The sequence below is a fragment of the Hyphomonas sp. genome (assembly GCF_013823385.1).
Lineage (GTDB): Bacteria > Pseudomonadota > Alphaproteobacteria > Caulobacterales > Hyphomonadaceae > Hyphomonas.
This window is the reverse complement of record NZ_PNMA01000005.1, coordinates 88,322-110,092: the sequence shown is the minus strand read 5'-3', so window position 1 is coordinate 110,092 and position 21,771 is coordinate 88,322. Positions and strand designations below refer to the sequence as shown.

The 21,771-nt window shown below is 65.0% G+C and carries 25 protein-coding genes; 16 read left to right on the top strand and 9 right to left on the bottom strand.

Annotated elements, in window-relative coordinates:
* From C0456_RS05195 to C0456_RS05175, 5 genes are all read right to left on the bottom strand, one after another.
* The gene (locus C0456_RS05195; RefSeq protein ID WP_291049170.1) at positions 1-2,040 is read right to left on the bottom strand and encodes a hypothetical protein; all 2,040 of its coding nucleotides are present in this window, start codon (positions 2,038-2,040) and stop codon (positions 1-3) included.
* Positions 2,037-4,901, bottom strand: coding sequence for a DUF4159 domain-containing protein (locus C0456_RS05190; RefSeq protein WP_291049167.1), 2,865 nt, complete (start codon positions 4,899-4,901; stop codon positions 2,037-2,039). Before C0456_RS05190 ends, C0456_RS05195 begins: the two co-directional genes overlap by 4 nt.
* 196 nt (positions 4,902-5,097) lie before the next feature.
* The gene (locus C0456_RS05185; protein WP_291049165.1) at positions 5,098-5,964 is read right to left on the bottom strand and encodes a DUF58 domain-containing protein; all 867 of its coding nucleotides are present in this window, start codon (positions 5,962-5,964) and stop codon (positions 5,098-5,100) included.
* Entirely contained in the window at positions 5,961-6,365 is a 405-nt protein-coding gene (locus tag C0456_RS05180) for a hypothetical protein (RefSeq protein WP_291049163.1), read from the bottom strand. The genes C0456_RS05185 and C0456_RS05180 overlap by 4 nt, the downstream gene beginning before the upstream one ends.
* Complete coding sequence (locus C0456_RS05175; protein WP_291049161.1) at positions 6,362-7,360, bottom strand: MoxR family ATPase; 999 nt, start codon at positions 7,358-7,360, stop codon at positions 6,362-6,364. The genes C0456_RS05180 and C0456_RS05175 overlap by 4 nt, the downstream gene beginning before the upstream one ends.
* A 75-nt stretch (positions 7,361-7,435) precedes the next feature.
* Between C0456_RS05175 and C0456_RS05170 the strand changes: the two genes are divergently transcribed.
* From C0456_RS05170 to C0456_RS05135, 8 genes are all read left to right on the top strand, one after another.
* Positions 7,436-8,023, top strand: coding sequence for a DUF1285 domain-containing protein (locus C0456_RS05170; protein WP_291049158.1), 588 nt, complete (start codon positions 7,436-7,438; stop codon positions 8,021-8,023).
* Positions 8,024-8,030: 7 nt separating this feature from the next.
* Positions 8,031-8,654 carry a CoA pyrophosphatase gene (locus tag C0456_RS05165; protein ID WP_291049156.1) on the top strand — a complete coding sequence of 208 codons (624 nt, stop codon included), beginning with the start codon at positions 8,031-8,033 and terminating at the stop codon, positions 8,652-8,654.
* 47 nt (positions 8,655-8,701) lie between these two features.
* A complete protein-coding gene (locus C0456_RS05160; protein WP_291049154.1) occupies positions 8,702-8,923 on the top strand; it encodes a type II toxin-antitoxin system HicA family toxin in 222 nt (73 codons plus the stop codon).
* Positions 8,920-9,315: a type II toxin-antitoxin system HicB family antitoxin gene (locus tag C0456_RS05155; protein ID WP_291049152.1), complete on the top strand. Its 396-nt coding sequence runs from the start codon at positions 8,920-8,922 to the stop codon at positions 9,313-9,315. Before C0456_RS05160 ends, C0456_RS05155 begins: the two co-directional genes overlap by 4 nt.
* A gap of 96 nt (positions 9,316-9,411) precedes the next feature.
* Positions 9,412-9,765, top strand: coding sequence for a DUF6111 family protein (locus tag C0456_RS05150; protein WP_291049150.1), 354 nt, complete (start codon positions 9,412-9,414; stop codon positions 9,763-9,765).
* Positions 9,752-10,957, top strand: coding sequence for a CCA tRNA nucleotidyltransferase (locus C0456_RS05145; RefSeq protein ID WP_291049147.1), 1,206 nt, complete (start codon positions 9,752-9,754; stop codon positions 10,955-10,957). Before C0456_RS05150 ends, C0456_RS05145 begins: the two co-directional genes overlap by 14 nt.
* 158 nt (positions 10,958-11,115) lie before the next feature.
* Positions 11,116-11,340 (top strand): AbrB/MazE/SpoVT family DNA-binding domain-containing protein, encoded by a 225-nt coding sequence (locus tag C0456_RS05140; RefSeq protein ID WP_162546045.1) that lies wholly within the window; start codon positions 11,116-11,118, stop codon positions 11,338-11,340.
* The gene (locus C0456_RS05135; protein WP_291049145.1) at positions 11,337-11,723 is read left to right on the top strand and encodes a type II toxin-antitoxin system death-on-curing family toxin; all 387 of its coding nucleotides are present in this window, start codon (positions 11,337-11,339) and stop codon (positions 11,721-11,723) included. The genes C0456_RS05140 and C0456_RS05135 overlap by 4 nt, the downstream gene beginning before the upstream one ends.
* Positions 11,724-11,727: 4 nt before the next feature.
* On the opposite strand, the gene hemF is transcribed toward C0456_RS05135, so the two are convergent.
* Complete coding sequence (gene hemF, locus C0456_RS05130) at positions 11,728-12,624, bottom strand: oxygen-dependent coproporphyrinogen oxidase (RefSeq protein ID WP_291049143.1); 897 nt, start codon at positions 12,622-12,624, stop codon at positions 11,728-11,730.
* Between the two features lie 198 nt (positions 12,625-12,822).
* On the opposite strand from hemF, the gene petA reads away from it, so the two are divergent.
* From petA to C0456_RS05095, 7 genes are all read left to right on the top strand, one after another.
* A complete protein-coding gene (gene petA, locus C0456_RS05125) occupies positions 12,823-13,386 on the top strand; it encodes a ubiquinol-cytochrome c reductase iron-sulfur subunit (protein ID WP_291049141.1) in 564 nt (187 codons plus the stop codon).
* A 15-nt stretch (positions 13,387-13,401) separates the two neighbouring features.
* Positions 13,402-14,862, top strand: a complete 1,461-nt coding sequence (locus C0456_RS05120) for a cytochrome b N-terminal domain-containing protein (protein ID WP_291049139.1) — start codon at positions 13,402-13,404, stop codon at positions 14,860-14,862.
* A gap of 25 nt (positions 14,863-14,887) precedes the next feature.
* Entirely contained in the window at positions 14,888-15,850 is a 963-nt protein-coding gene (locus tag C0456_RS05115; RefSeq protein ID WP_291049137.1) for a cytochrome c1, read from the top strand.
* A 15-nt stretch (positions 15,851-15,865) separates the two neighbouring features.
* Positions 15,866-16,354 carry a GNAT family N-acetyltransferase gene (locus C0456_RS05110; protein ID WP_291049134.1) on the top strand — a complete coding sequence of 163 codons (489 nt, stop codon included), beginning with the start codon at positions 15,866-15,868 and terminating at the stop codon, positions 16,352-16,354.
* A 17-nt stretch (positions 16,355-16,371) separates the two neighbouring features.
* Positions 16,372-17,250 (top strand): S-methyl-5'-thioadenosine phosphorylase, encoded by an 879-nt coding sequence (gene mtnP, locus C0456_RS05105; RefSeq protein WP_291049131.1) that lies wholly within the window; start codon positions 16,372-16,374, stop codon positions 17,248-17,250.
* A gap of 70 nt (positions 17,251-17,320) precedes the next feature.
* Positions 17,321-18,289 (top strand): hypothetical protein, encoded by a 969-nt coding sequence (locus C0456_RS05100; protein WP_291049129.1) that lies wholly within the window; start codon positions 17,321-17,323, stop codon positions 18,287-18,289.
* Entirely contained in the window at positions 18,261-18,755 is a 495-nt protein-coding gene (locus C0456_RS05095) for a nuclear transport factor 2 family protein (RefSeq protein WP_291049126.1), read from the top strand. The genes C0456_RS05100 and C0456_RS05095 overlap by 29 nt, the downstream gene beginning before the upstream one ends.
* 73 nt (positions 18,756-18,828) lie before the next feature.
* Here C0456_RS05095 and C0456_RS05090 read toward each other — a convergent pair whose 3' ends face one another.
* The 3 genes from C0456_RS05090 to C0456_RS05080 form a co-directional block, all read right to left on the bottom strand.
* Positions 18,829-19,371 (bottom strand): fasciclin domain-containing protein, encoded by a 543-nt coding sequence (locus C0456_RS05090; protein ID WP_291049124.1) that lies wholly within the window; start codon positions 19,369-19,371, stop codon positions 18,829-18,831.
* A gap of 132 nt (positions 19,372-19,503) precedes the next feature.
* The gene (locus C0456_RS05085; RefSeq protein ID WP_291049121.1) at positions 19,504-20,067 is read right to left on the bottom strand and encodes a fasciclin domain-containing protein; all 564 of its coding nucleotides are present in this window, start codon (positions 20,065-20,067) and stop codon (positions 19,504-19,506) included.
* 198 nt (positions 20,068-20,265) lie between these two features.
* On the bottom strand, positions 20,266-20,796 hold the full coding sequence (locus C0456_RS05080) for a fasciclin domain-containing protein (RefSeq protein WP_291049118.1): 531 nt from the start codon (positions 20,794-20,796) through the stop codon (positions 20,266-20,268).
* 234 nt (positions 20,797-21,030) lie between these two features.
* On the opposite strand from C0456_RS05080, the gene C0456_RS05075 reads away from it, so the two are divergent.
* The gene (locus tag C0456_RS05075; protein ID WP_291049115.1) at positions 21,031-21,735 is read left to right on the top strand and encodes a molecular chaperone DjiA; all 705 of its coding nucleotides are present in this window, start codon (positions 21,031-21,033) and stop codon (positions 21,733-21,735) included.
* The last annotated feature ends 36 nt before the right edge of the window (positions 21,736-21,771 follow it).

The window sequence follows — 21,771 nt, the reverse complement described above, 5'->3', positions numbered from 1 at the left end:
TCAGCGCCCCTCGCGCCGCCAGGCCAGCAGCAGGAAGATCACCAAGAGGCCCGCCGCCAGAATGCCCGGCACCAGCCCCTGGCTGGTGGAGGAGCGCACAGCATACGCCCCCCGCTCACGCAGGCCCAGCCAGTTGTTTCCGGCGGCATTGCCACGAGGCCCAACCCGGCGAATGTCGGGAATGTTCGTGCCCGCCTCATTCAGCCGGAACACGCCCCCGCCGGTTGCCGCGGCCACCGGCGCGATCAGCGCCGTGGTGGATTCGAGATTGGCATATTCCTTCGGGTTTTCCGGCCCGCTCAGTGCAATCGCCTCCAGCCCGCCCGAGCGCGCGCGGTAGATGCCCAGCTCCTCGACCGGCGCTTCGGCGGTAAACGTCCCCGGCCCGGCCGCGCGCCAGCGCGGGGTCAGCACCTCGCCCTCCGGCGTCTGCACCTCCAGCGGCGGGGCCGCGTCCAGCAGCGTGCGCAGCTCGATCTTGGCTTCACCGGCCTCGATGGTCAGGGCCAGCCGGCGCTCTTCCAGCTCCGGCTCCTTCATCATCCAGTGAACCACGCGGCGGATCAGCTCGGCAAACGGCCCGCCGCCATCATGCCCGCTCGCCCACAGCCAGATCTGGTCAGACATCAGCATCCCCACGCGCCCCTTCGACACGCGGTCAACAATCAGCAGTGGCCGCCCGTCCGGCCCGCTCATCAGCACATCGCCGCCCACGGCATTGGCCTCGATATAGCGCATCCAGCCGCCCCATTGCTGCCCGTCCAGCGGCGCGGTCACGGCATGGCGTTTGCCCGGCCCTGTCAGCTGCGGCACGAACTCGCCGGTGCGGATCACGCCGGTGGGGGAGGCGGGCAGCACGGAAGCGAGCGGCGAGCGCGCAAGGCTTGCCGGCCCGGCAAACTGCTCCCCCGCCACGATCAGTAGCGCGCCCCCATCGGCCACGTAGCGGGACATGTTGGCAAGATAGGCCTGCGTGATGACGCCCTGGCGCTCATACTGGTCGAAGATGATGAGATCGAACTCGGCGAGCTTCTGCTCGAACAGTTCCTCGGTCGGAAACTCGATCAGAGCCAGTTCGTCAGGCCGCGCATAATCCACCTTGAAGGGCGGGCGCAGAATGGTGAAGTGAACGAGGTCCACGGACGGATCGGATTTCAGAAGGTCGCGCCACACGCGCCCTGCCTGGTTGGGCTTGCCCGTCACTAGCAGCACCCGCAGCCGGTCGCGCACGCCGGCGATGGAGGTGGCCGCGCGGTTGTTGGCCAGCGTCAGCTCCTCCGGGCCGGGCGGTGCCTCGATCACGACGATGTTCTCGCCCCGCCGCTCGATCTCGATGGGCACCGGCGTATCCTTGCCCGCCTCCACGCGCACGCGCTCGGGCGCCCCACCATTGAGTGAAACAGAGAGGTCCATCGTGCCGCCGCGCGGGTCTTCAGCGCGTACGATCAGGGTCGCTGTCTCGCCCACAATGCCGAAATTCGGCGCATTGACGATCTCGATCCGCCGGTCGCCCAGATCCTCGTCCCCCGCGATCACGCCGTGCAGCGGGCCGATGATTGCTTCCACGCGCGCCGGGTCGGGCAGGTCATGCACCTGGCCATCTGTCACCAGGATCGCCCCGGCAATCCGGTCGCGCGGAACGTCCGCCATCAGACCTTCCAGCGCGCCATAAAGATAGGTGCCATCGTCGCCGGGGCTCGTCTCCAGCGTGCGCACTTCCAGGCTCGTATCCTCGGCGAGCTTTGCCTTCAGCGCTTCGTAAGCAGCGGCCGCCGCCCGGTCACGCTCGCCAAACTGCATGCTTTCGGACTTGTCGAGGATCAGCGCGGCCACAGACGGCAGCGGCTCACGCTCCTCATGCACCAGCGTGGGGTTGAGCAGGGCGGCGGATACGACCAGCAGGCCCACCGCCCGCGTCAGCCAGGCCCGCCCGCGCAGGAAAAAATACGCCGTCCATGCCGCCACCGTCAGCGCGATTAGCGCCCAGATCAGGGGCCAGCCCAGGAAAGGCTCAAGGCTGAGGCGCACCGCTTCGGTCATTGCGGCCCCCCATCCAGCACGCGGCCGGGCAGGCGTGGCTCGGGCGTGCCATTCTGCGGCTCGCCCAGGCGCTGCAGCAGCGCGGGAATGTGAACCTGGTCGTCCTTGTAGCTTCCGGTCAGAACATACATCACGAGGTTGACGCCAAAGCGCCGCGCGGTCTCGCGCTGCTGGGGCCCTCCGTCAACGGAATAAAGGTCGCGGCCATTCTCATCCACGGCCCAGGCAGACACCCAGTCAGCATCGCCAATGAACAGGCGCGAGACGCCGTCGCCGCGCGTGGCGCCGGGCTCGCCCGTCTTCTCGATCCAGAGCCGCCGTCCGGCAAACCGGCCCGGATAATCCTTGATCAGATAGAAGCTGCGGGAAAGCACATGATTGTCCGGCACGGTCTGCAGCTGCGGCGCGTCGAGGCCTGCCAGCAGGGTTTCCAGCCGGGAAACATCCGTCTGCGCGGCCGGGTCGCCGCCCGCCCGCGTATCGATCACCAGCGCCCCGCCTGCGCGCAGATAGGCGTTGAGCCGCGTCACCGCCCGGTCTGACAGGGGCGCGGCATTTTCCGGCACCACGAAGAAGATCAGTGGATAAAGCTCCAGCGCGTCGGTTTCCAGGTTCAGCGCATGTGGCTCTGCCGGCTCCACCGAGGTGCGCATGTTGAGAATGTTGGAAAGCCCGCGCAGGCCTGCCCGCGTGCGCTCGTTCAGCGCGCGGTCGCCGGTCTCGACATAGCCAAACCGCATCGTGAGCGCCGCCTCGATTTCCTTCTGGCTCGCCTTGCCGGCGGGCAGGGGTACCACGCGGGTCGAGGGTGAAGGGATCGCGCGATAGCTGCCATCCGGGCGCAACTCATAGCCTTGCGCCTCGGCCGGATCGCCCGGCAGGAAGGCAAAAGCCAGGATCAGCGCGCCGGCCGCGCCACCCGTCGTCTTGGCCGCCGCCTTGCCCCGGCGGGTCAGCCCGCGCAGCCGTCCGGCCACGAACAATGCAATGAACAGGTCCAGCGCCAGCAGGCCCGCCGCAATCGCCAGCATCGGCCCGGCGAGGCGCAGGGAGCGCGCTTCGGCGTCCCCTAGCAGGCGTGCCGAGGCTGGCCATTGCGTCATCAGGCGCGGCGCGGCGCCTGCGCCAATGTTCAGCGCGCGCGATCCGGAAGGTCCCTGGTAAAGTCCCGGCGGATGGATTTCGGAGGGCTTCAACCCGGCAAATTCGGAAGCCTTGACCGGCGCGGCATTCGGGCTCGCCCGCGTCAGACGGCCAAATCCGTCGAGTGAAAGCTGAGGCATATAGGTGCCGTCGCCATCCTCCACTGCTTCGCCGCGCCCGGCGGCGATGGCCCGGCGCAGCATCTGTTCGAACACGCCGGAATAGGCGAGATCCCCCCAGTCCGGCCCGGCGGTGATGTGGAAGAGGATCAGCGTCCCGTCGCCCCGGCTGTCGGCGCTGACGAGGGGGGAGCCATCAGTCAGCCGCGCCCAGGTCTTGCGCGCCAGGTCAGGCTCGGGCCGCGCCAGCACCTGCTGGCGCACGCGTACGTCGCCCGGCACGGGCAGGCCTGCAAAGGGCGAAGTCTCGGGGAAGGGGGCGAGGCCCTGCGGCTCCTCCCAGGCGAGCGCGCCGCCAATAGCGCGGGAAGACCGGCGCAGCACCACCGGCAGGAGATCATCCCCCTGCGCGGCAAGGCGTGGCCCGGCAAAGCGGATCAGCGCCCCGCCATTTTCCACCCACTGCGTCAGCCGCTCGGTATCAGCCTTCGGGATCTGTCCGACATCGGAAAGAATGATCGCGTCCGGCGCCGTCGCCACCAGCGTCTCGATATCCCCGGTGGAGATCGAAGCGAATGGCTCCAGCGCCTTGCGGATATAATGCATGTCGGAGAGCAGCGGCTGGGCCGCCGTGCCGGTGTCGACGATGCCAACCCGGCGGGTGCGTTCGGCCGAATCCCAGAGCCATACCGTGCCCGCGCCCGCCCGCCCGGTTACATTAAAGCGCGCGATCCGGGCGAGGGCGGCGGCGGGAATGGAAAACTGCGCCTCGGCCTCCCGTTCGCCGTCGGCAAACACCGCCTCGGCAGAGGCAAGCGCCGAGCCGTCCTGCGTCAGCGCCGAGACAAAGGCCCGCGCGCTGCCCTGCGTGCCCGCCCGCGCCAGGCGCACGGTCACCGCATCGGTCTGCGCTGAAAGCCCGGTGATCACGGCCGGGCCTTCGGGTGGGGCGGCAAACACGGTCAGCGGCGCGCGCGCGGCCAGCGCTGCCGCAAACGCCGCGCCACCTTCAGTCTCCAGCCCGTCACTGGCATAGAATATCCGTGCCGGAACAAGTTTTGAGGCATCCAGCTGGGCAAGGGCATCGGCCCGGTCGGTTGCCCAGGGTTGGGGATCAAGGCTCGCGAGGCGCTTGGCCATGTCGGCGCGGGAAAGGCGCTCGGCCGGGTCCACATTCAGCTGGCGCGGCGCGGTCAGCAAGAGATGCACCGCCCCGTCGCGGTCGCCCGCGTCGAGCGTGGCGCTCGCCGCATTGGTCAGTTCGCTCCAGCGCGGCGCAGAGGCCCAGCCATTGTCGATCACGATCAGCAGCGGCCCGCCGCCGGTCTCGGTCGTCCGCGCCCCCGGCGCCCAGACCGGTTGGGAGAGGCCGAGGATCGCCGCAATCACCGCCAGTGTACGGATCAGCCATACCCACCAGGGCGTGCGTGCCGGCGTCTCTTCCACCGGCTCTGCCCCCTCCAGCAGGCGCAGCGAGGGAAGCTCGGCCTCCTTCGGCGCGGGCGGCGTCGCCCGCAGCACCCACCAGATCAGCGGCAGCGCCAGCAGCGCAAACAGCGCCAGCGGCGCGCCCAGCAGGAAAGGTCCGATGGCTGTCATGGTGCGGCCACCCGTCCTTCATCCCCTCTCCCTTGGGGGAGAGGGGTAGGGGTGAGGGGGCGCGACGGCGCGGTTCTGCGCGAATCGTTCGGAAAGAACGACACCTGTCGCGTGATGGGGAAGCGTTGCGTCTCCCTCACCCCCAACCCCATCTCCCTAAAGGGAGAGGGGGCTTTGGCAGAAGATATTCTGCTCATCACCGCGCCACTCCGAAGCGTTCAATCTCCGCCTTCAGGCGCGAGGCACCGGACAGCGCGGGGCTGCCGGTCACATGCGTCACCAGCGCCCAGCCCATCCGCGCGGCAAGGCTGGAAAGGGCTTCGCGCTGCTCGGTAAACCGGCGCATATATTCCTCGCGCATCGTCTCGGCCCGGCCAAGAATGCGCTCCTCGCCGCTGCCGGGTCGGGAGAGTTTCGTGCGCCCCTCAAAGGGAAACGCAATCTCTACCGGAGCCGACACCGCCAGCAGCACGCCCTCGGGGCAGCGCCCGGCAAGCGGCCCCAGCCGTGCCTGCCATTCAGAGGGCGGATCATAAAAGTCAGACGCCACCACCATCGTCGCGCTCGCCTTGGGTGGGGGCGGAAACTGCCCCTTGGTGCCGCGCGAGAGATCGTCCAGCAGCCGGTCCACCGCGCGCTTGCCAAAGCTGGGTGTCCGGCCAGAGCCGAGCGCGCCAATCCGCTCGCCATCCTTGGACATCAATATCGCCATCGTCAGCATCAGGAGGGTGGCTTCTTCCGCCTTGGTGCGCAGGTCGCCCGCGCCCTTCCAGCGAAAGCCCGGCGCGTCATCTACCCAGAACAAGACCGTGCGCGCCGTCTCCAGCTCGCTCTCGCGCACATAAAGATCAGTGCCCTTGGCCGAGCGGCGCCAGTGGATCCGACCCGGCGCGTCTTCCTGGGTAAAGCGGCGATACTGCCAGAAATTCTCGCCCGTCCCCGCGCGCCGCCGCCCGGCCGAGCCGATATGCGCGGCCTCAGAAGCTTCCGCCCTGAAGTTCAGCCCCGGCAATTGCCGGGCCAGGCTCTCGGCCTCTGCGCGAAGGTCGGCGGCAGGGGTCATTTCAAAAGCTCTGACGCGCAAGCATCGCCTGATTTTATCAAGCTCCACACGCTCTCTTCATCCATCGCATGGGCGGGCGCATAGCGATAATCGGGCTCCATGCCTGCGGCATTGGAAATGTCCACTATTGCGGCTCCCATACGCAGCGCAGCAAGGCGCAGGCGGCGTGTTTCGTCTTCATAGGCCTGCATAGCTTCAGAGGAGGCAAACCGCATCACCATCATCCGCTCCACTCGCCGTTCGGCCAGAGCGTCGGCTTCATTGGCCGCTCTGAGGAGAACGGCGTTGCAGGCAATGGCGTCGGTACGGCTTACCGCCGGCGCTGCCTCCGGGAACGGTGGCGTGGCGCTGCAAGATGCCGCAAGAACCGCGATGGCCCCCGCAGCAAAACGAAAGCTCATGCAGCCTTCCTCACCAGATCATTGATCAGCTCACTGAGTTTCGGCGCGTCCCCGGTCGGGTCATAGCGCATCGCCATCCGGTGCCCGAGGCAGGGATCAGCCAGCGCCTCAATATCCTCCATCGACGGGGCAAGCCGCCCGCGCAGCAGCGCCCGCGCGCGTGCCGCCAGCATCAGCGCCTGTCCGGCCCGCGGCGATGGCCCCCAATCGACCAGCCGCTTCACGCGCGCATCCGATGTCTGCTCCGGCCGCGCCTCGCGGATCAGCGTCAGGATCGTCGCCACCAGCTTCTCGCCCACCGGCATCTGGCGCACCAGCGCTTGGATCTTCAGAAGCTCGGCGGCGTTCAGCGCCGCCTTCACCGGCGCCTCGCCCCCGCGGGTCGTTTCGATCAGGATGCGCCGCTCGGTGTCGAGGTCAGGATAGGCGACGTCCACCTTCAGCAGGAACCGGTCCAACTGGGCTTCGGGCAGGGGATAGGTGCCCTCCTGCTCGATCGGGTTCTGGGTGGCCAGCACATGGAAGGGCGCGGGCAGATCGTGCCGGGCGCCGGCCACGGTTACATGCTTCTCCTGCATCGCCTGAAGCAGCGCAGACTGGGTGCGGGGCGAGGCGCGGTTGATCTCGTCGGCCATCAGAAGCTGGGTAAACACCGGCCCCTTGATGAAGCGGAAGCTGCGCTCGCCCGAAGGGCTCTCGTCCAGCACTTCGGAGCCGAGAATGTCAGACGGCATGAGGTCAGGCGTGAACTGGATGCGCTGATTGGCCAGGCCCAGCGCGGTGCCCATCGCCTCTACCAGCCGCGTCTTGGCGAGGCCCGGCGCGCCGATCAGCAGGGCATGCCCGCCGGCCAGCACGGCGGCGAGCGACAGCTCCACCACCTTCTCCTGGCCAAACACGGCCTTGCCGATCTCGGCCTTCACCCGGCCCAGGGCTTCGGCGGCGGCCTCTGCGTCGGCTACGGGGCTTTCGGTGTTCACTGTGGTATCGGCCATGTGTAGAGGTGCCTCCGGCTTCACGTCTCTGGCTATCAGCCCTATGTCTAAGGCGTCATTTTGGCGGAGAAAGATGTGACATCCAGTCCCGGCACAATTCTGAGCGTTGAGGAAACGCTTAAGGCCATCCTGCCGGAAGGCAAGTTTGGTGCTGAGTTACCCCCTGTGGAGACATGGAATCCCGCCGGGGTGAAGGATATCGGCATGGAAATCCGCGCCGATGGCAGCTGGTGGCATGAAGGCGGCGAAATCAAGCGCGCCAGCCTCGTCAAACTCTTCGCCCGCATCCTGCGCAAGGACGGCGATGGGCAGACTTTCCTCGTCACGCCATACGAAAAAGTGATCGTGCATGTCGAAGACGCGCCCTTCCTGGCCGGCCGCATGGATGTGCTGGGCACGCCGGGCCGGCAGCAGGAAATCGGCTTCGTCACCACGGTGGGCGACGTAAGCATTGCCGGGCCGGACCGCCCCATCCGCGTCGAAACACACCCCGAAACGGGCGAGCCTGCGCCTTACGTCCTCGTGCGCGGCCGCCTCGAGGCCAAGATCGCGCGGCCTGTGTTCTATGAGCTGGTAGAGCTGGCCGAGCCCGCCCCGGACAACGAGAACCTGCTCGGCGTCTGGAGCAAAGGGGTTTTCTTTCCGCTCGGTCCTGCGGCATAGGCCCCCGATGTCCTTTCGCAACCTTGATGACTTTGTAGAGCGCGTCACCGCCAAGCTCGACCCGCCTGCGGGGCAGGGGCGCCTCAGCGAAATGGGCGACATGGATTTCCTCACACCCGAGGAAGTCGCCATCATCCGCCCGGCCGCTGTCCTCTTCGGCGTCATCCCGCGCAAGGAAGGCCCCACCGCGCTCCTCACCCTGCGCCCCACCACGATGGCAGACCATGCCGGCCAGGTCGCGCTGCCCGGCGGCAAGGTGGACCCGATTGATCTGGATGAAGTGGCCGCCGCCCTGCGCGAGGCCGAAGAAGAAGTCGGCGCCCGGCGCGAAGAGGTCGATGTACTGGGCAAGGCCTCGCCTTACATCACCGGCACGCGCTACCGCATCACCCCGGTCGTTGGCCTGCTGCCGCATGATTTCGTGCCCGTTGCAGAGCCGGGCGAGGTTGCCGCCATCTTCGAGACGCCGCTCGAACTCCTGATGAACCCCAAGAGCTACCAGACCGGCACGGCCTTCTACAAAGGCATCCACCGCGAATATTACGAGATGCCGTATAATGGCTACCGTATCTGGGGCGTCACCGCCGGCATCATCCGCCGCCTCTACCAGACCCTCTACGAAAGTGACTGATCATTTTGCGCATATAATTGCGCAAAATAGTTGATTTTTGACTCTCTATGCGCAATATTCTGCGCATGGGGATAGAGCGCAACAGCCGGAAAATTCTCCAGCGCCTTCAAAAAGAGGGCTGGACACTCGCCCGGACCAGCGGCTCCCACCATCAGTTTACGAAAGACGGCCAGACCCTGACGGTGCCGCACCCAAAGAAAGACCTGCCGACAGGCACGGCCCGTGCCATCGCCAGAGCGGCAGGATGGCTAGAGGAGAATGACATATGAAGCGCTATCTCGCCCTCGTGGAAAAAGAGGAAGGCTCTGCCTTCGGCATTACCTTTCCCGATGTTCCCGGCTGCTTCTCCGCTGCTGACGTTGAAGAAGACATCATGAAAAACGCCATTGAAGCGCTGGCCCTGCATCTGGAAGGCGGCGTTGCGCCGCTCGCGCGTTCCGCAGCTGAAATGACTGCGGACCCGGATATCCGGCGGGCGATATTGCAAGGCGGCTATCTTATTTCTGTCCCCTTCATCGAAAACGAAGCCCGTCAGGTCAGCGCCAATATCAGCCTCGACAAAGGCATGTTGAAGGCCATTGATGCGGCTGCCCGCGAGCGTGGCCTGACCCGGTCTGCCTTTCTGGTGGAAGCGGCGCGGCACGAAATTGAGCGCCGTTGAGCGCCTTATGCCGGCCCCGCCGCCCCCTTCAGGGTTTCTCAAACTCCTTCAGCGCCTTATGTAAGCCTTGGAAGAGTTGCGGGGAAAAGCACCGACATGGCCGGACGCCTGCTGTTTGAAGTCTTCATATTCTCGCTGCCTTTCCTCGTGTTCGGCATCTACACGCTTGCGACCCGCTCGGCCGAAGAGGCTGGCAAGCGCAAATGGCCAATCCAGATGCTGTTCGCCATCGGCCTCGGCCTGGCCACCATCGCCTGGTTCGTGCTGATCGCGCTGGAGCCGCGCGAGCGTGACATGTGTGTGGAGCCTGCGCGTTTTGAAAACGGCCAGCTGATCCCCCAGCGCACCTATCCGTGCGAGCGCCATACCGAAGATGTCGGTCTGCAGCGCGGACGCCTCACCCCTCCGGCAAAGCCCGCCGAGACCCCGCCTGCCGATGACCCGAGCTGAGCGGATCACGGCAGACTGGCTGGAGGCGCCGTCAAGCCGGGCCGTGATGGCCGCTTTGGAAGCGGCCCGCAAAGACGCCTCGCGCTATGTCGGCGGGTCGGTGCGCAACACGCTGCGCGGCCTGCCTGCTGATGATGTCGATATCGCCACCCAGCTGACACCGCCTGAAACCGTTTCCGCGCTGGAGGCTGCCGGTATCCGCGTCATCCCCACCGGCATCGAACACGGCACCGTCACCGCCTTCTACAAGGGCGTGCCCATCGAGGTCACCACCCTGCGCCGGGATGTCGAAACCGATGGCCGCCGCGCCGTGGTCGCCTTCACGCAAGACTGGGCAGAGGATGCCGCCCGCCGCGATTTCCGTATGAACGCCATCTATGCCGGGCCGGAGGGGCAGCTTTACGAAGTCGTCCCCGGCTCGATCGAGGACGCCATCGCCGGGCGCGTCATCTTCATCGGCGAGGCCGATCAGCGCCTGATCGAGGACTATCTGCGCATCCTGCGCTTCTACCGCTTCAATGCCTGGTACGGCGCCGGCATTGACGAGGCCGGTCAGGCGGCCTGCGCCCGCCAGCGCGAAGGCCTGAAGAAGATTGCCGCCGAACGGATCTGGAAGGAGCTGAAGCGCACCCTCGCGGCCCCCGACCCGTCAACCGCCCTGATGGCGATGGAAGAGGCCGGCGTGATGGGCATCCTCCTGCCGGGCGCCACAGCGGCCTTTCTGCCGGGGCTGATCGAAGTCGAGGCCGCCCATGGCTTGGCCGCAGATCCGATGCAGCGCCTGATGGCGATGCTGCCCCGCCGCCCAAGCAACATGTCGGAGGCGGCCAGCGCCCTGCGCCTCTCCAATCAGGAAGCCGCCCGGCTTCACGCCTGGGCCGATCCAGCCCTCGGCCACATGCTCGGCCTCGGCCAGAGCGCCCGGCGGGAAGCCTTCTACCGTTTCACCCCCCAGGCCGTGCTCGACCGCGCCCTGATCGAGGCGGCCAGCGGGGGAGAGGACAAGCTCGCCCCAATCCTGCAGGACAAGTCCGCGTGGACGCGCCCGGTCTTCCCCATCGGCGGCGATGATGCCCTCGCCGCCGGGCTCAAGGGCCCCGACATCGGCAAGCGGCTCCACACCCTGGAAGAGGCCTGGATCGCATCCGGCTTCCGCCTGTCCCGCGAAGACCTCCTCTCGCGCCTGAAGTGACGCGGGGCGTGTCCGGTTTTGTCCGGGAATGTCCGAAACTGTCCGGAAGTGTCCATTAGGTGTCCGGAATTGGCTGCCAGATGACCGCGCCGGGCGCCCCTGGTTCCCAGAAATGCGCCCCCATGTTATAACGCATGTTATTCCATCAGGAGGCCCCCATGACCAAGCTGAAAATCCGCAAGATCGGCAACTCTCTCGGCGTCGTGCTGCCCAAGGAAGTGCTGGACCAGCTGAAGGTGAAAGAGGGCGACACGCTGGATGTCGTTCCCACTGAAACCGGCGTGAAGCTCTCCATCTCCGATGAAGAGGTCGACAAGCTGATGCAGATGGCCGAGCGGATCATGGAGGAGAACCGCGAGGTCCTGCGGGCGCTGGCGAAATGAGCGAGCCCGTTTGGCTGCCGCTGGATCTGTTGGTGCGTCTACACGACCGGCAGATTGAGCTGCATGGCGGGCTTCCTGGCACGCGCGATCCCGGCTTGCTTGAAAGCGCCGTGGCCCGGCCGCTGAATGCCTGGTCCTATGGCGAGACGGATCTCTTCACGCTCGCCTCGCTCTATGCGGGCGGCCTCATCAAGAACCACCCCTTCCTGGATGGCAACAAGCGCATCGGCTTCCTCGCCGCGCTGCTTTTCCTGGAGGCCAATGGCTGGAAGATGGCCGCGCCGATGGCAGAGCGTCTGGCCTACACGCTGCAGCTGGCCGCCAGCGAAATCACCGAAGAAGTCTACGCCGCCTGGCTCCGCCGGTCTTGCGAAAAAGTCTGATTTTTCAGGGCCATTTCACCACCGGCGGCATGGATGAGAGAATGCTCTCGATATTCCCACCGGTCTTCAGGCCAAAGGTCGTGCCCCGGTCATAGAGCAGATTGTACTCCACATACCGCCCGCGCTGGATCAGCTGAGCCTCCCGCTCGGCCTCGCTCCAGGCTTCACTCATGCGCCGGCGGACGAGGGCTGGATAGATATCGGCAAATTTCCGGCCGACTTCCTGGGTGAAGGCGAAATCGGCCTCCCAGTCGCCGGTATTGAACCGGTCATAGAAGATGCCGCCGGTGCCCCGCGGCTCGTTGCGATGGGGCAGGTGGAAATAGGTATCGCAATAGTCTTTCATATGCGCGTAATCGGCGCCGGGATGGGTATCGCAGGCCGCTTTCATTGCGGCATGAAAATCCACCGTATCTTCAAAGCTCTGATCGCGCTGATAGGCGAGGAGTGGGTTAAGGTCGCCGCCCCCGCCAAACCAGGCTTCACTGGTCACCAGCATTCGCGTGTTCATGTGCGCGGCTGGCACGCGCGGGTTCAGGGGGTGGGCAATCAGCGAAATCCCGCTTGCCCAGAATTGCCCGCCAGACTTGTCCGCCCCCGGTATCTGGGCGGCAAAGGCTTCCGAAAAAGTCCCGTGCACTTCGGAGAAGTGCACCCCCACCTTTTCGAACACTTTCCCGCGCATCAGGCCCATCCGGCCCCCGCCCAGGTCTTCGCTGCCATCGCCCCGGCGCCAGGGCTTCAATTCGAATCGCCCCGCTTCCCCGCGATAAAGTGGGGGCAGGGCAGCGTCTTCAATCGCCTCGAAGCGGGCAATGATATCTTCCTGAAGGGCGCGGAACCAGGCGCTTGCCCGCGCCTTGCGCGCCGTAAACTCGGCAGTCTGAGTGTCGCTGATCATGCCAAACTGTTGCGCTTTAGGCCTTTGCCTCGCAAGTCCCCAGTTGTCACAGGGGCGGAACGGCGGTAACGCCCTCACCCAACTGGGGGCAGGACGCGCCGTTTCTGCCGCGCCCCGCGCCCACTTGCCGCAATGTGCGGCCCGCGCAGCTTTAGTAAAGACAGCGGCTAACGCCACGCACCAGGGACGGATAGAAACGTGACGACAGAGACCCACGCCGAGGCGGTCGATGAAGACCGCCGCAACTTTATTCATATCGCCACAGGTTCAGTAGCCCTCGGCGGTGCCGCCATGTTCGCCTGGACGCTGGTGGACCAGTGGAATCCGGCCGCTGACACGCGCGCGGCTTCGGCGCTGGACGTCGACGTATCCAAGGTTCCGCTGGGCGGCGAGATCCGCATCCTGATCGGCGGCAAGCCGTTCTTTGTGCGCCACCGCACGCCGGCTGAAATCTCTGCCGCCGAATCGGTCAACATCTCGATCCTGCCGGACCCAGAGTCGGATGAAGCCCGTCTTCGTCCGAAAGGCGATGGCACGCTGAACAAGGCGATCCTCGTCACCTCCGGCTCCTGCACCCACCTTGGCTGCGTGCCCGTTGGCCCCTCTCAGGGCAATACGGGTGATTATGGCGGCTGGTACTGCCCCTGCCACGGCTCGCACTACGATACTTCCGGCCGCATCCGCAAAGGTCCTGCGCCGAAGAATCTTCCGGTTCCCAATTATCGCTGGGTCTCCGACTCGGTCGTCAACATCTCCCTCTGAGAAGGATACCTTTAGATGAGCGGACATGAGTCTACCTACAAGCCGAACTCAGCCTTTGAGCGCTGGCTTGATACCCGTCTTCCGATCATTCGCTTCGCGAATGACACGATGATCAATTTCCCGACGCCGAAAAACCTGAACTACTGGTACATCTTTGGCGCGATCCTGGCTGTCTGCCTTGCCATCCAGATCATCACCGGCGTCATCCTGGCCATGCACTACGAAGCCAGCGTCGATGGCGCCTTCGCTTCGGTCGAGCGCATCATGCGCGACGTGCCCTATGGCTGGCTCCTGCGGTACATCCACGCCAACGGCGCCTCGATGTTTTTCCTCGCGGTCTACATCCACATGTTCCGCGGCCTCTATTACGGGTCCTACAAGGCGCCGCGCGAAGTGCTCTGGATCATCGGCTGCGTGATCTACCTGCTGATGATGGCCACCGCCTTCCTCGGCTACATGCTTCCCTGGGGCCAGATGTCCTATCACGGCTCGAACGTGATCACCGGCCTCTTCGGTGCCATCCCGCTGGTCGGCGAAAGCATCCAGACCTGGCTGATGGGCGGTCCCTCGATCGGCAACCAGACGCTGCAGCGTTTCTTCTCGCTGCACTATCTCCTGCCCTTCATGATCGCCGGCGCTGTCGTCCTGCACGTCTGGGCGCTGCACGTTCCCGGCAACACCAACCCGACCGGTGTTGAGGTGAAGGAAGTCGAGAAAGACACCGTGCCCTTCCACCCGTACTACACGGTGAAGGATGCCTTCGGCATTGTGATCTTCCTGATCATGTTCGCTGTCTTCGTCTTCTATGCCCCGGGCGTTCTGGGCCATGCCGACAACTATATCGAGGCCAACGCCCTGGTGACGCCGGCCCATATCGTGCCTGAATGGTATCTTCTGCCCTTCTACGCGATCCTGCGCGCCATCACCTTCGACCTCGGCCCGATCGACGCGAAACTGCTCGGCGTGATCTTCATGTTCGCCGCCATTGCCGTCCTCTTCGTGCTGCCCTGGCTCGACACGTCGAAGGTCAAATCGATGCGCTACCGTCCGGTGGCCCGTCAGTTCTTCTTCGGCTTTGTCGTGGTCTGCTTCCTGCTCGGCTGGTGCGGCGCAGCGAACCCGGATGACGCGGTGATCCCGGCCCTGCAGGGCGATCCGAGCCTCGTGGTCAGCTATACGGTCGAAGGCGCCCCTGCGACGGCCAGCTATAAAGGCGGGGAAGAAGCCTTCGAGCAGGCAAAGGCCTTCATGGCCAGCCTGCCGGCCGGTGCCAACCCCAGCCTCTCGGCTGTTCCGGCACCGACCTTCGCCTTCCGCCACCTGTCGCTGATCCTGACATTCCTGTACTTCGGCTATTTTGTGGCCCTGTTCTTCATCGGCCTGACCGAGAAGCCGAAGGCTCTGCCCGAATCGATCCATAAATCCGTGCTCAAGCGTAAGTCCAAGGATACGGGCAACGCGGTGCCGGCTGAGTAAGATGCAAGCTGGGGAAAGAAAGAACATGAAAACCTTCCGCATCCTCGCTGCCGGTCTTGCTGGCCTGGCCTTTGCGGGCCTCGCCCATGCCGCAGGTGGCGCCAAGCACCCGCACGGCCCTGAAGCGGGCTGGCCGTTCGAAGGCGTCACGGGTCAGTATGACAAGGCGTCCGTCCAGCGCGGCTATCAGGTCTACAAACAGGTCTGTTCCAGCTGCCACGGCATGAAACTGCTGAGCTACCGCAACCTTGGTGAGCCCGGCGGCCCGTTCTACGATCCGGCATATCCCAACCCGAACGACAACCCGTTCGTGAAGGCGCTGGCGGCCGAGAACGAAGTCATGAATGCCGAGCCCAATGAGGCAGGCGAATACGAGTTCCGCCCGGCCATGCCGGCAGACCGTTTCCGCTCGCCCTTCCCGAACGATGCGGCCGCCCGCGCGGCCAATGGCGGCGCCCTGCCGCCGGATCTTTCGGTGATGGTCAAGGCCCGGCACTATGGGGCTGATTATATCTACAGCCTGATGACCGGCTATCCGGACTTCTCGCTGTATGAAGACCTCATCACCGAAGAGAATGGCGAGACGATCTACCAGACCGTTATCGACATGTCGAAGTTCGAAAAGCTCGGCAGCTACAAGCCTGATCACGGCCCGGCCTATCTGATCCAGCCTGCCGGACAGTATTACAACCCCTACATGGCCGGTGACACGACCCCCAACTTCCAGGGCGATCCGCGCCACAGACCGCCGGGCGGTTTCCTGGCGATGGGGCCACAGCTGCCCGATGGCCGGGTTGAATATACCGATGGTACTGAAGCCACGACCTCGCAGATGGCCTATGACGTAGCCCAGTTCCTGGCATGGGCGGCTGAGCCCAAGCTTGAGGCGCGCAAGCGCACGGGCCTTGGCACCATGGTCTTCCTGCTGATCCTCAGCACGCTGCTGTGGTTCTCCTACAAGCAGATCTGGCGGAAGGTTGAGCACTAGCCTCACCCGTCCAGCATGAACCTACCGATAGCCATCCGCAGGGCCACCCCTTCGGATGGCTTTCTCGTTGAGGCGTTGACGCGCCGCATCTGGACAGGCCGGGTTTCGGCCGAATCCACGGTCTTCCGCGAAACGCCCGAAACCGTCGCCGCCCAGATCGCCAAAGGCGGCGCCGTGATCCTCGAGGCAGGGGAGATACCCATCGGGTCAGGCCGCTGGGTTCCCGTGCCCGGCCCGCAGGGGCAGGGGCGCTGGATGGAAGTCAAACGCATCGGTATCCTGCCGGAATTCACCGGGCGCGGCTATGGCGCGCGGATCCTCGAGGCGCTCGAAGAAATGGGCCGGGCGCAGGCCCTGGCAGGCGCCCAGCTTGCCATCCGCGCGGACCAGCCGCGCCTGATCGACTTCTATGCCGGTCTTGGCTACCTCCTGGCGCCGGATGTTGAGCTGACAACGCCCAACCCCCGCTCGCCACCGCCCATCGGCATGCGGAGATGGTTCTGAGGGCAGGGGAGCGCGGCATGAGCGGCTGGAAACTCGGGATTATCGGCGGCTCCGGCCTCTATGCGCTGGAGGGGCTGGAAGACCGGCGCGAAACAGAGGTCAAAACGTCCTGGGGCGCCCCGTCCGACAGCCTCGTCTCCGGCCGGATCGGCGGGGTGGAGCTTGTCTTCCTGCCGCGCCATGGCCGCGGCCACAGGCTGTCGCCCAGTGACGTGCCCTACCGCGCCAATATCGCCGCGCTGAAGATGGCCGGTGTCACCGACATCCTCTCGATCTCCGCCTGCGGCTCCCTGCAGGAGGCTTATGCGCCGGGCCACACAGTCGCCGTGGACCAGTTCATTGACCGCACGGTTTCCCGCGCCTCCAGCTTCTTTGGCGCGGGCCTTGTGGCGCATGTCTCGATGGCAGAGCCGGTCTGCGCCCGCCTGTCGGCCCTGGCAGCCGATGCCATGGAAGCGGCTGGCGGCACCGTGCATCGCGGCGGCACGTATCTCGCCATGGAAGGCCCGCACTTTTCCTCCCGCGCTGAAAGCCGCCTTTACAGGCAATGGGGCTGCGATGTGATCGGCATGACCAACATGCCCGAAGCCAAGCTCGCGCGGGAAGCCGAGCTGCCCTACGCCACCCTCGCCATGGTCACCGATTATGACTGCTGGCGCGCCGATACCGAGGCCGTCACGGTCACCGATGTACTTGAAATCATGGCGCAGAATACCGTGCTTGCCCGGCGCGCCATCCTGGAGCTGGCCGGCCGTCTGAACGGTACGCCACGTACACCTTCGCCGCAGGGCATTGAAACCTGTCTGGATTCTGCCCTGATCACGGCGCCGCAGCTACGGGATCCTGTCATGATTGATAAGCTGCAGGCGATTGCAGGCCGCGCGCTCGGCGTTTAGAACTTGGTAACGCTTGGCGCTTGCCCGGCGCGCGCTGCCCCTTTCGGGCCTAGTCGCAGGGGGACTCAGAATGAGCGAAGCACAATTTTATACTTTCCTGACCGGGGGCCTGGCCCTGGCCATCGCCCTGTTGACGCTTGTGGCCTGGAATCTCTGGCGCATGCGAGAAGAGGCGAGCGCTGGCCGCGCTTCGGCGCTGGAAGGGGTTGCCCATGAGCTGCGCATCAACCTGCAGCGGATGATCAGCGAGCTGTCGCAGGTCGCCCACCATCCCGGCGTCGGCCCGGATGTGCTGCTGCCGATCCGCAGCCCGCAGCTCGATGGGGTCAACCGGTCCCTGATCAACACAAACCGCAACGGCATTGCCGTGCTCGGCTCCACCTATCAGGAGATGGAGGCCCGCAAGCTTGGCCTGCGCGCCGTCCTCGCCCAGGGCAGGGCGCCGGAGACCGAGCTGGACGATGCGATGGACGCTGCCATCAACGGCATCGCGGCGCTCTATATCTGGGAAGTCCACAAGGGCGCGCTGCCCGCCGAAATTGGCCGGGTGCGCAGCTGGTCGGTGCGTGATTGGATGAAGGCGAAGAATTTCCGCGCCGATGCCTTCCCCGGCATGCATCTGCGCGATGAGGTGGTTGAGCGCCTGCGCCTTTACGGGCTGGCGCTGACCCCGCGCCCGCTGACGATGACTGCCTGGGAATATTACTCCATGCAGTATGACCGCCATGCCGATGCGCGCGGGCCGCTGGGTCGCCGCCGGGCAGAGAAGGCGGAGAAGGCGGAGAAGGAAAAACCGGCCGGCAAGGGCGGCCTCTTCGGCCTTGGCCGCAAGAAGGAAGAAGAGGTGTATGAGGAAGACGAGGTTGCAGACCTCACGCCCGCCGCCTTTGATCCGGGCCCTGAGGAAGACACCGCTGCGCAGCAGGCAGCCTATCAGGAGCCCGCCCCGCAACCTGCCAGCTACGGGAATACGGACGAGCAGCCCACCGAGGAACTGGAAAGCCCGGCGCATGACCATGATCCTCAGCGTACCAACTAGACTTTCAGGCGCATTTTCTGGCGTGCTGGCGGGCGCGGCGTTTCTGCTGCTCGCCGCCTGCGCCACCTCCGGTGTCAGCCCGGCGGCCCGCGCTGATGATGAAGCCGCCATCCTCGCCTTGCTCGAAGCCCAGGACACCGCCTGGAACCGGGGCGACATCGAAGGCTTCATGGCCGGCTATCTGCGCTCGCCGGACCTGCGCTTTGCCTCGGGCGGCAATATCACGCGCGGCTGGGATGAAACGCTCGCCCGCTACAAGGCGCGCTATGGCACGGGCGCCGAAATGGGCACGCTGACCACCAGCGATCACGAAATCGAAATTCTCTCGGCCGACGCTGCCATCGCCCATGGCAAATGGCAGCTCGACTGGCAGGGCAAACAGCCCTGGGGCCTTTACACGCTTGTCCTGCGCAAGGCCGGCGGCGAGTGGCAGATCGTGTCTGACACCACAACGGCAGCAGACTGAGCCCTTCCGACCAAGCCCCGCCTGGAGTTGAATTCCAGACGGGGCCCACACACGGGGGTACTCTCCCTTCAGCCTAGTTGGCCGGCAGGAGAACGGTATCGATGGCGTGGATCACGCCATTCGAAGCTTCAATATCGGTCAGCGTCACGGAGGCATCATTGACGCGGACGCCTGTGATCGCGTCGGAGGCATCAATCGCCAGCGGGCCATTCAGCGTCTGCGCCGTCAGCTGCTGCCCGGCAAGATCGGCCGTCGTCAGCTTTTCCCCGGCAATCACGTGCATCCGGATAAGGCTCACCAGCTCGCCGCGATTTTCCGGCTCCATCAGCCGGTCAACTGTGCCGGCGGGCAGTTTGGCAAAGGCCGCATCGGTCGGCGCAAAGATCGTGTGCGGGCCTTCTCCGCGCAGGTCGTCTTCAATCCCGGCCGCAGCGGCGGCTTCCATCAGCGTGCGGAAGGCGCCGCTATGGTTGGCCACATCAATCAGATCATTCGTGGGCTGATTACCTATGCTCGCGCGCTCCTGCGCGGGCGCCTCGCCCTCTGTCTGCGGCGCCGCCATCACAGGCAGCGTCAAAAGGAGGAAGGCTGCACCAAGCGGAAGAAGGCTCTTCATGGATCGCGCCTTTCCGGGCGTTGGCTGAGAAACTGAATTGAACATGTTGTGCTAAAGACGGATGAGCCGCCTTCAGGTTCCCCGATATGACCAAGCTTTAATGCCTCCCGGCCGCCGGCGGATGGGCGCCGGTCACCCTGCGGGCAGCAGCAGCGTGTCGATGCCCAAAAACACCCCGTCAGCCCCGCGAATATCCGGTCCGCTGACGGTTACGGCATTGACCCACACACCGGTCTGAGGATCGGTTCCGTCAATCGCGACCGGGCCGTTCAGCGTTTCTGCGGTGATCTGCAGGCCGCGCATCCGCTCAGCCGTCAGTTCTTCGCCCGCCACCACATGCATACGCAGCAGGCTGATCAGCTGGTCCCGGTTCTCCGGCCGCATCAGGCGCTCCATCGCGCCGGGGGGTAGTTTCTCGAAGGCTGCGTCGGTCGGTGCAAAGAAGGTGTAGGTGCCCATCTGCCCCAGATCATCGCGGACGCCGGCGGCATCAATCGCCGCCATCAGCGTGTTGAAACGGCCGGTTTTCGATGCCTTCTCCAGCGCGCGCTCTCCCTTGGGAGCCGGCATGGCGGCCACGGCGCGGGCAGCGCCAAGCTGCAGGCTGGCGCTGGCGGGCGCGGCCTGGTCAGCGTCGGCAAAGGCGGCCGGGCTGATCATCAGCGCGGCAAGGGCAGCGGCGGCAAAGGTCTTCATCTTCAATCCTCCGGCAAGCACGGGGTGGATTTTTCTGTTCGATGAAGATCAAACGGCGCGCGGAAAGATTCGTTCCCGGAGCAAGCCGGGATTCTTTCAAAATGGTTAATTTTCGTCCGGCCCGGTCCCGGCAAAAAAAGGCCTGAGCAGCAGAAGGGCTGCCCAGGCGAGGTTAGGGGTTTGGGAGGAAGGGGGAGATCAGCCTGCCGGCAGCAGAACCGTGTCGATCACATGAATGATGCCGTTGGAGGCTTTGATGTCGGCGGAAATCACCTTCGCGCCGTTCACGGTCACGCCGTCGGTCCCGTCAATCGAGACGGTGCCGTTCAGCGTCTCTGCCTCGATCTGCTGACCAGCGAGATCTTTCGATTTCACCTTGCCCGCAATCACGTGCAGCTTGAGGATACCGGCCAGCTGGTCCTTGTTCTCCGGCAGCAGCAGGGAGGCGACCGTGCCTTCTGGCAGTTTCGCGAAGGCTTCATCGGTCGGGGCAAACACGGTCAGCGGGCCTTCACCCTTCAGCGCGTCCACCAGTCCGGCGGCTTCGGCGGCGGCCAGCAGGGTGGTGAAGGAACCGGCAGCTGCGGCGGTGTCCACGATGTCGGATTTCGCTTTGGCATACTCGGCCTTCTCCGCCTTTTCGGCGGCGGGCTTGTCGCCATGATTATGCGCGGCGGCGGGAAGGGCGATCAGAAGGGCAGCAGCGGCTGCGGAGGCAAACATCTTCATGGGTCGTCGGTCCTGTCAGTTGGAAAAGTCGCGCTGAAGTCTTCCTCAGCTGATTTCGTATACGGAGCCGTATATGAAATGGCTCACTTGATGACCGAACTTTAATGATCTGCCCGCGTGCAACCATCTCCAGCGGTGCCCGTATACCGGGGGATGCATGAGTTTACTTCACGCTCTTGTCAGAAACGGTCTCTGTCCAAGTCCGGGGAAGGGCTGCTATACTCAAGGTTGCTCATGAGCTTATGGACCACTCTTCTCGATAGCGGTCGCCGGTTGTTCGACCACGGACCTGATCCCGACCCGGAGCCGGGCCCAGACGGCTGCGCGCCAGATCCTAATGATGTCGGCTTCACGGCTGCGGTCGTCGGCCTCGGTGCCAAGATGGCGATGGCCGATGGCCATGTCACCGATCAGGAAATCATGGTCTTTGCCCGCGTCTTCCGTGCCCCGCCGGAAGAGGCGGAGAATGTCCGCCGCGTGTTCAATCTCGCCCGGCAGACGGTCAAGGGCTACGAATCCTATGCGCGCCGCATTGGCCGGCGCTACAGCCACCGGCCATGCCTGCTGGAAGGCGTGCTCGATGGCCTGTTCCAGATCGCGGGCGCTGACGGCGTTATCACCCAGCCGGAGATGACCTATCTGCGTACGGTGTCGGATGCCTTCGGCTTCAACGAAGCCACCTTCCGACGCATCCGCGCCAGCCATCTGGGGCCGGACCGGGACGATCCCTATCATGTCCTGGGCGTGCCCCATGACGCTGAATTTCCGGTGATCCGCTCGGCCTATCGCCGCCTGATGGCAGACCACCATCCGGACCTGATCGTCCAGAAGGGCGCGCCGAGGGAATTTGAGACCAGCGTGCATGCCAAGGCGGCGGCGATCACGGCGGCTTATGCGCAGATCCGGGCCGAACGAGGACTGCTGGTGCGCCAGGATTAGCCCTGCTGCCCCGGTTGGCACACAGATTGCCTCACC

Excerpts from the sequence above, each read along its gene's own strand:
- C0456_RS05195 (WP_291049170.1), bottom strand. The coding sequence starts at position 2,040 with ATGACCGAAGCGGTGCGCCTCAGCCTTGAGCCTTTCCTGGGCTGGCCC.
- C0456_RS05190 (WP_291049167.1), bottom strand. The coding sequence starts at position 4,901 with ATGACAGCCATCGGACCTTTCCTGCTGGGCGCGCCGCTGGCGCTGTTT.
- C0456_RS05185 (WP_291049165.1), bottom strand. The coding sequence starts at position 5,964 with ATGACCCCTGCCGCCGACCTTCGCGCAGAGGCCGAGAGCCTGGCCCGG.
- C0456_RS05180 (WP_291049163.1), bottom strand. The coding sequence starts at position 6,365 with ATGAGCTTTCGTTTTGCTGCGGGGGCCATCGCGGTTCTTGCGGCATCT.
- C0456_RS05175 (WP_291049161.1), bottom strand. The coding sequence starts at position 7,360 with ATGGCCGATACCACAGTGAACACCGAAAGCCCCGTAGCCGACGCAGAG.
- C0456_RS05165 (WP_291049156.1), top strand. The coding sequence starts at position 8,031 with ATGTCCTTTCGCAACCTTGATGACTTTGTAGAGCGCGTCACCGCCAAG.
- C0456_RS05160 (WP_291049154.1), top strand. The coding sequence starts at position 8,702 with ATGCGCAATATTCTGCGCATGGGGATAGAGCGCAACAGCCGGAAAATT.
- C0456_RS05155 (WP_291049152.1), top strand. The coding sequence starts at position 8,920 with ATGAAGCGCTATCTCGCCCTCGTGGAAAAAGAGGAAGGCTCTGCCTTC.
- C0456_RS05150 (WP_291049150.1), top strand. The coding sequence starts at position 9,412 with ATGGCCGGACGCCTGCTGTTTGAAGTCTTCATATTCTCGCTGCCTTTC.
- C0456_RS05145 (WP_291049147.1), top strand. The coding sequence starts at position 9,752 with ATGACCCGAGCTGAGCGGATCACGGCAGACTGGCTGGAGGCGCCGTCA.
- C0456_RS05140 (WP_162546045.1), top strand. The coding sequence starts at position 11,116 with ATGACCAAGCTGAAAATCCGCAAGATCGGCAACTCTCTCGGCGTCGTG.
- C0456_RS05135 (WP_291049145.1), top strand. The coding sequence starts at position 11,337 with ATGAGCGAGCCCGTTTGGCTGCCGCTGGATCTGTTGGTGCGTCTACAC.
- hemF (WP_291049143.1), bottom strand. The coding sequence starts at position 12,624 with ATGATCAGCGACACTCAGACTGCCGAGTTTACGGCGCGCAAGGCGCGG.
- C0456_RS05120 (WP_291049139.1), top strand. The coding sequence starts at position 13,402 with ATGAGCGGACATGAGTCTACCTACAAGCCGAACTCAGCCTTTGAGCGC.
- C0456_RS05115 (WP_291049137.1), top strand. The coding sequence starts at position 14,888 with ATGAAAACCTTCCGCATCCTCGCTGCCGGTCTTGCTGGCCTGGCCTTT.
- C0456_RS05110 (WP_291049134.1), top strand. The coding sequence starts at position 15,866 with ATGAACCTACCGATAGCCATCCGCAGGGCCACCCCTTCGGATGGCTTT.
- mtnP (WP_291049131.1), top strand. The coding sequence starts at position 16,372 with ATGAGCGGCTGGAAACTCGGGATTATCGGCGGCTCCGGCCTCTATGCG.
- C0456_RS05100 (WP_291049129.1), top strand. The coding sequence starts at position 17,321 with ATGAGCGAAGCACAATTTTATACTTTCCTGACCGGGGGCCTGGCCCTG.
- C0456_RS05095 (WP_291049126.1), top strand. The coding sequence starts at position 18,261 with ATGACCATGATCCTCAGCGTACCAACTAGACTTTCAGGCGCATTTTCT.
- C0456_RS05090 (WP_291049124.1), bottom strand. The coding sequence starts at position 19,371 with ATGAAGAGCCTTCTTCCGCTTGGTGCAGCCTTCCTCCTTTTGACGCTG.
- C0456_RS05085 (WP_291049121.1), bottom strand. The coding sequence starts at position 20,067 with ATGAAGACCTTTGCCGCCGCTGCCCTTGCCGCGCTGATGATCAGCCCG.
- C0456_RS05080 (WP_291049118.1), bottom strand. The coding sequence starts at position 20,796 with ATGAAGATGTTTGCCTCCGCAGCCGCTGCTGCCCTTCTGATCGCCCTT.
- C0456_RS05075 (WP_291049115.1), top strand. The coding sequence starts at position 21,031 with ATGAGCTTATGGACCACTCTTCTCGATAGCGGTCGCCGGTTGTTCGAC.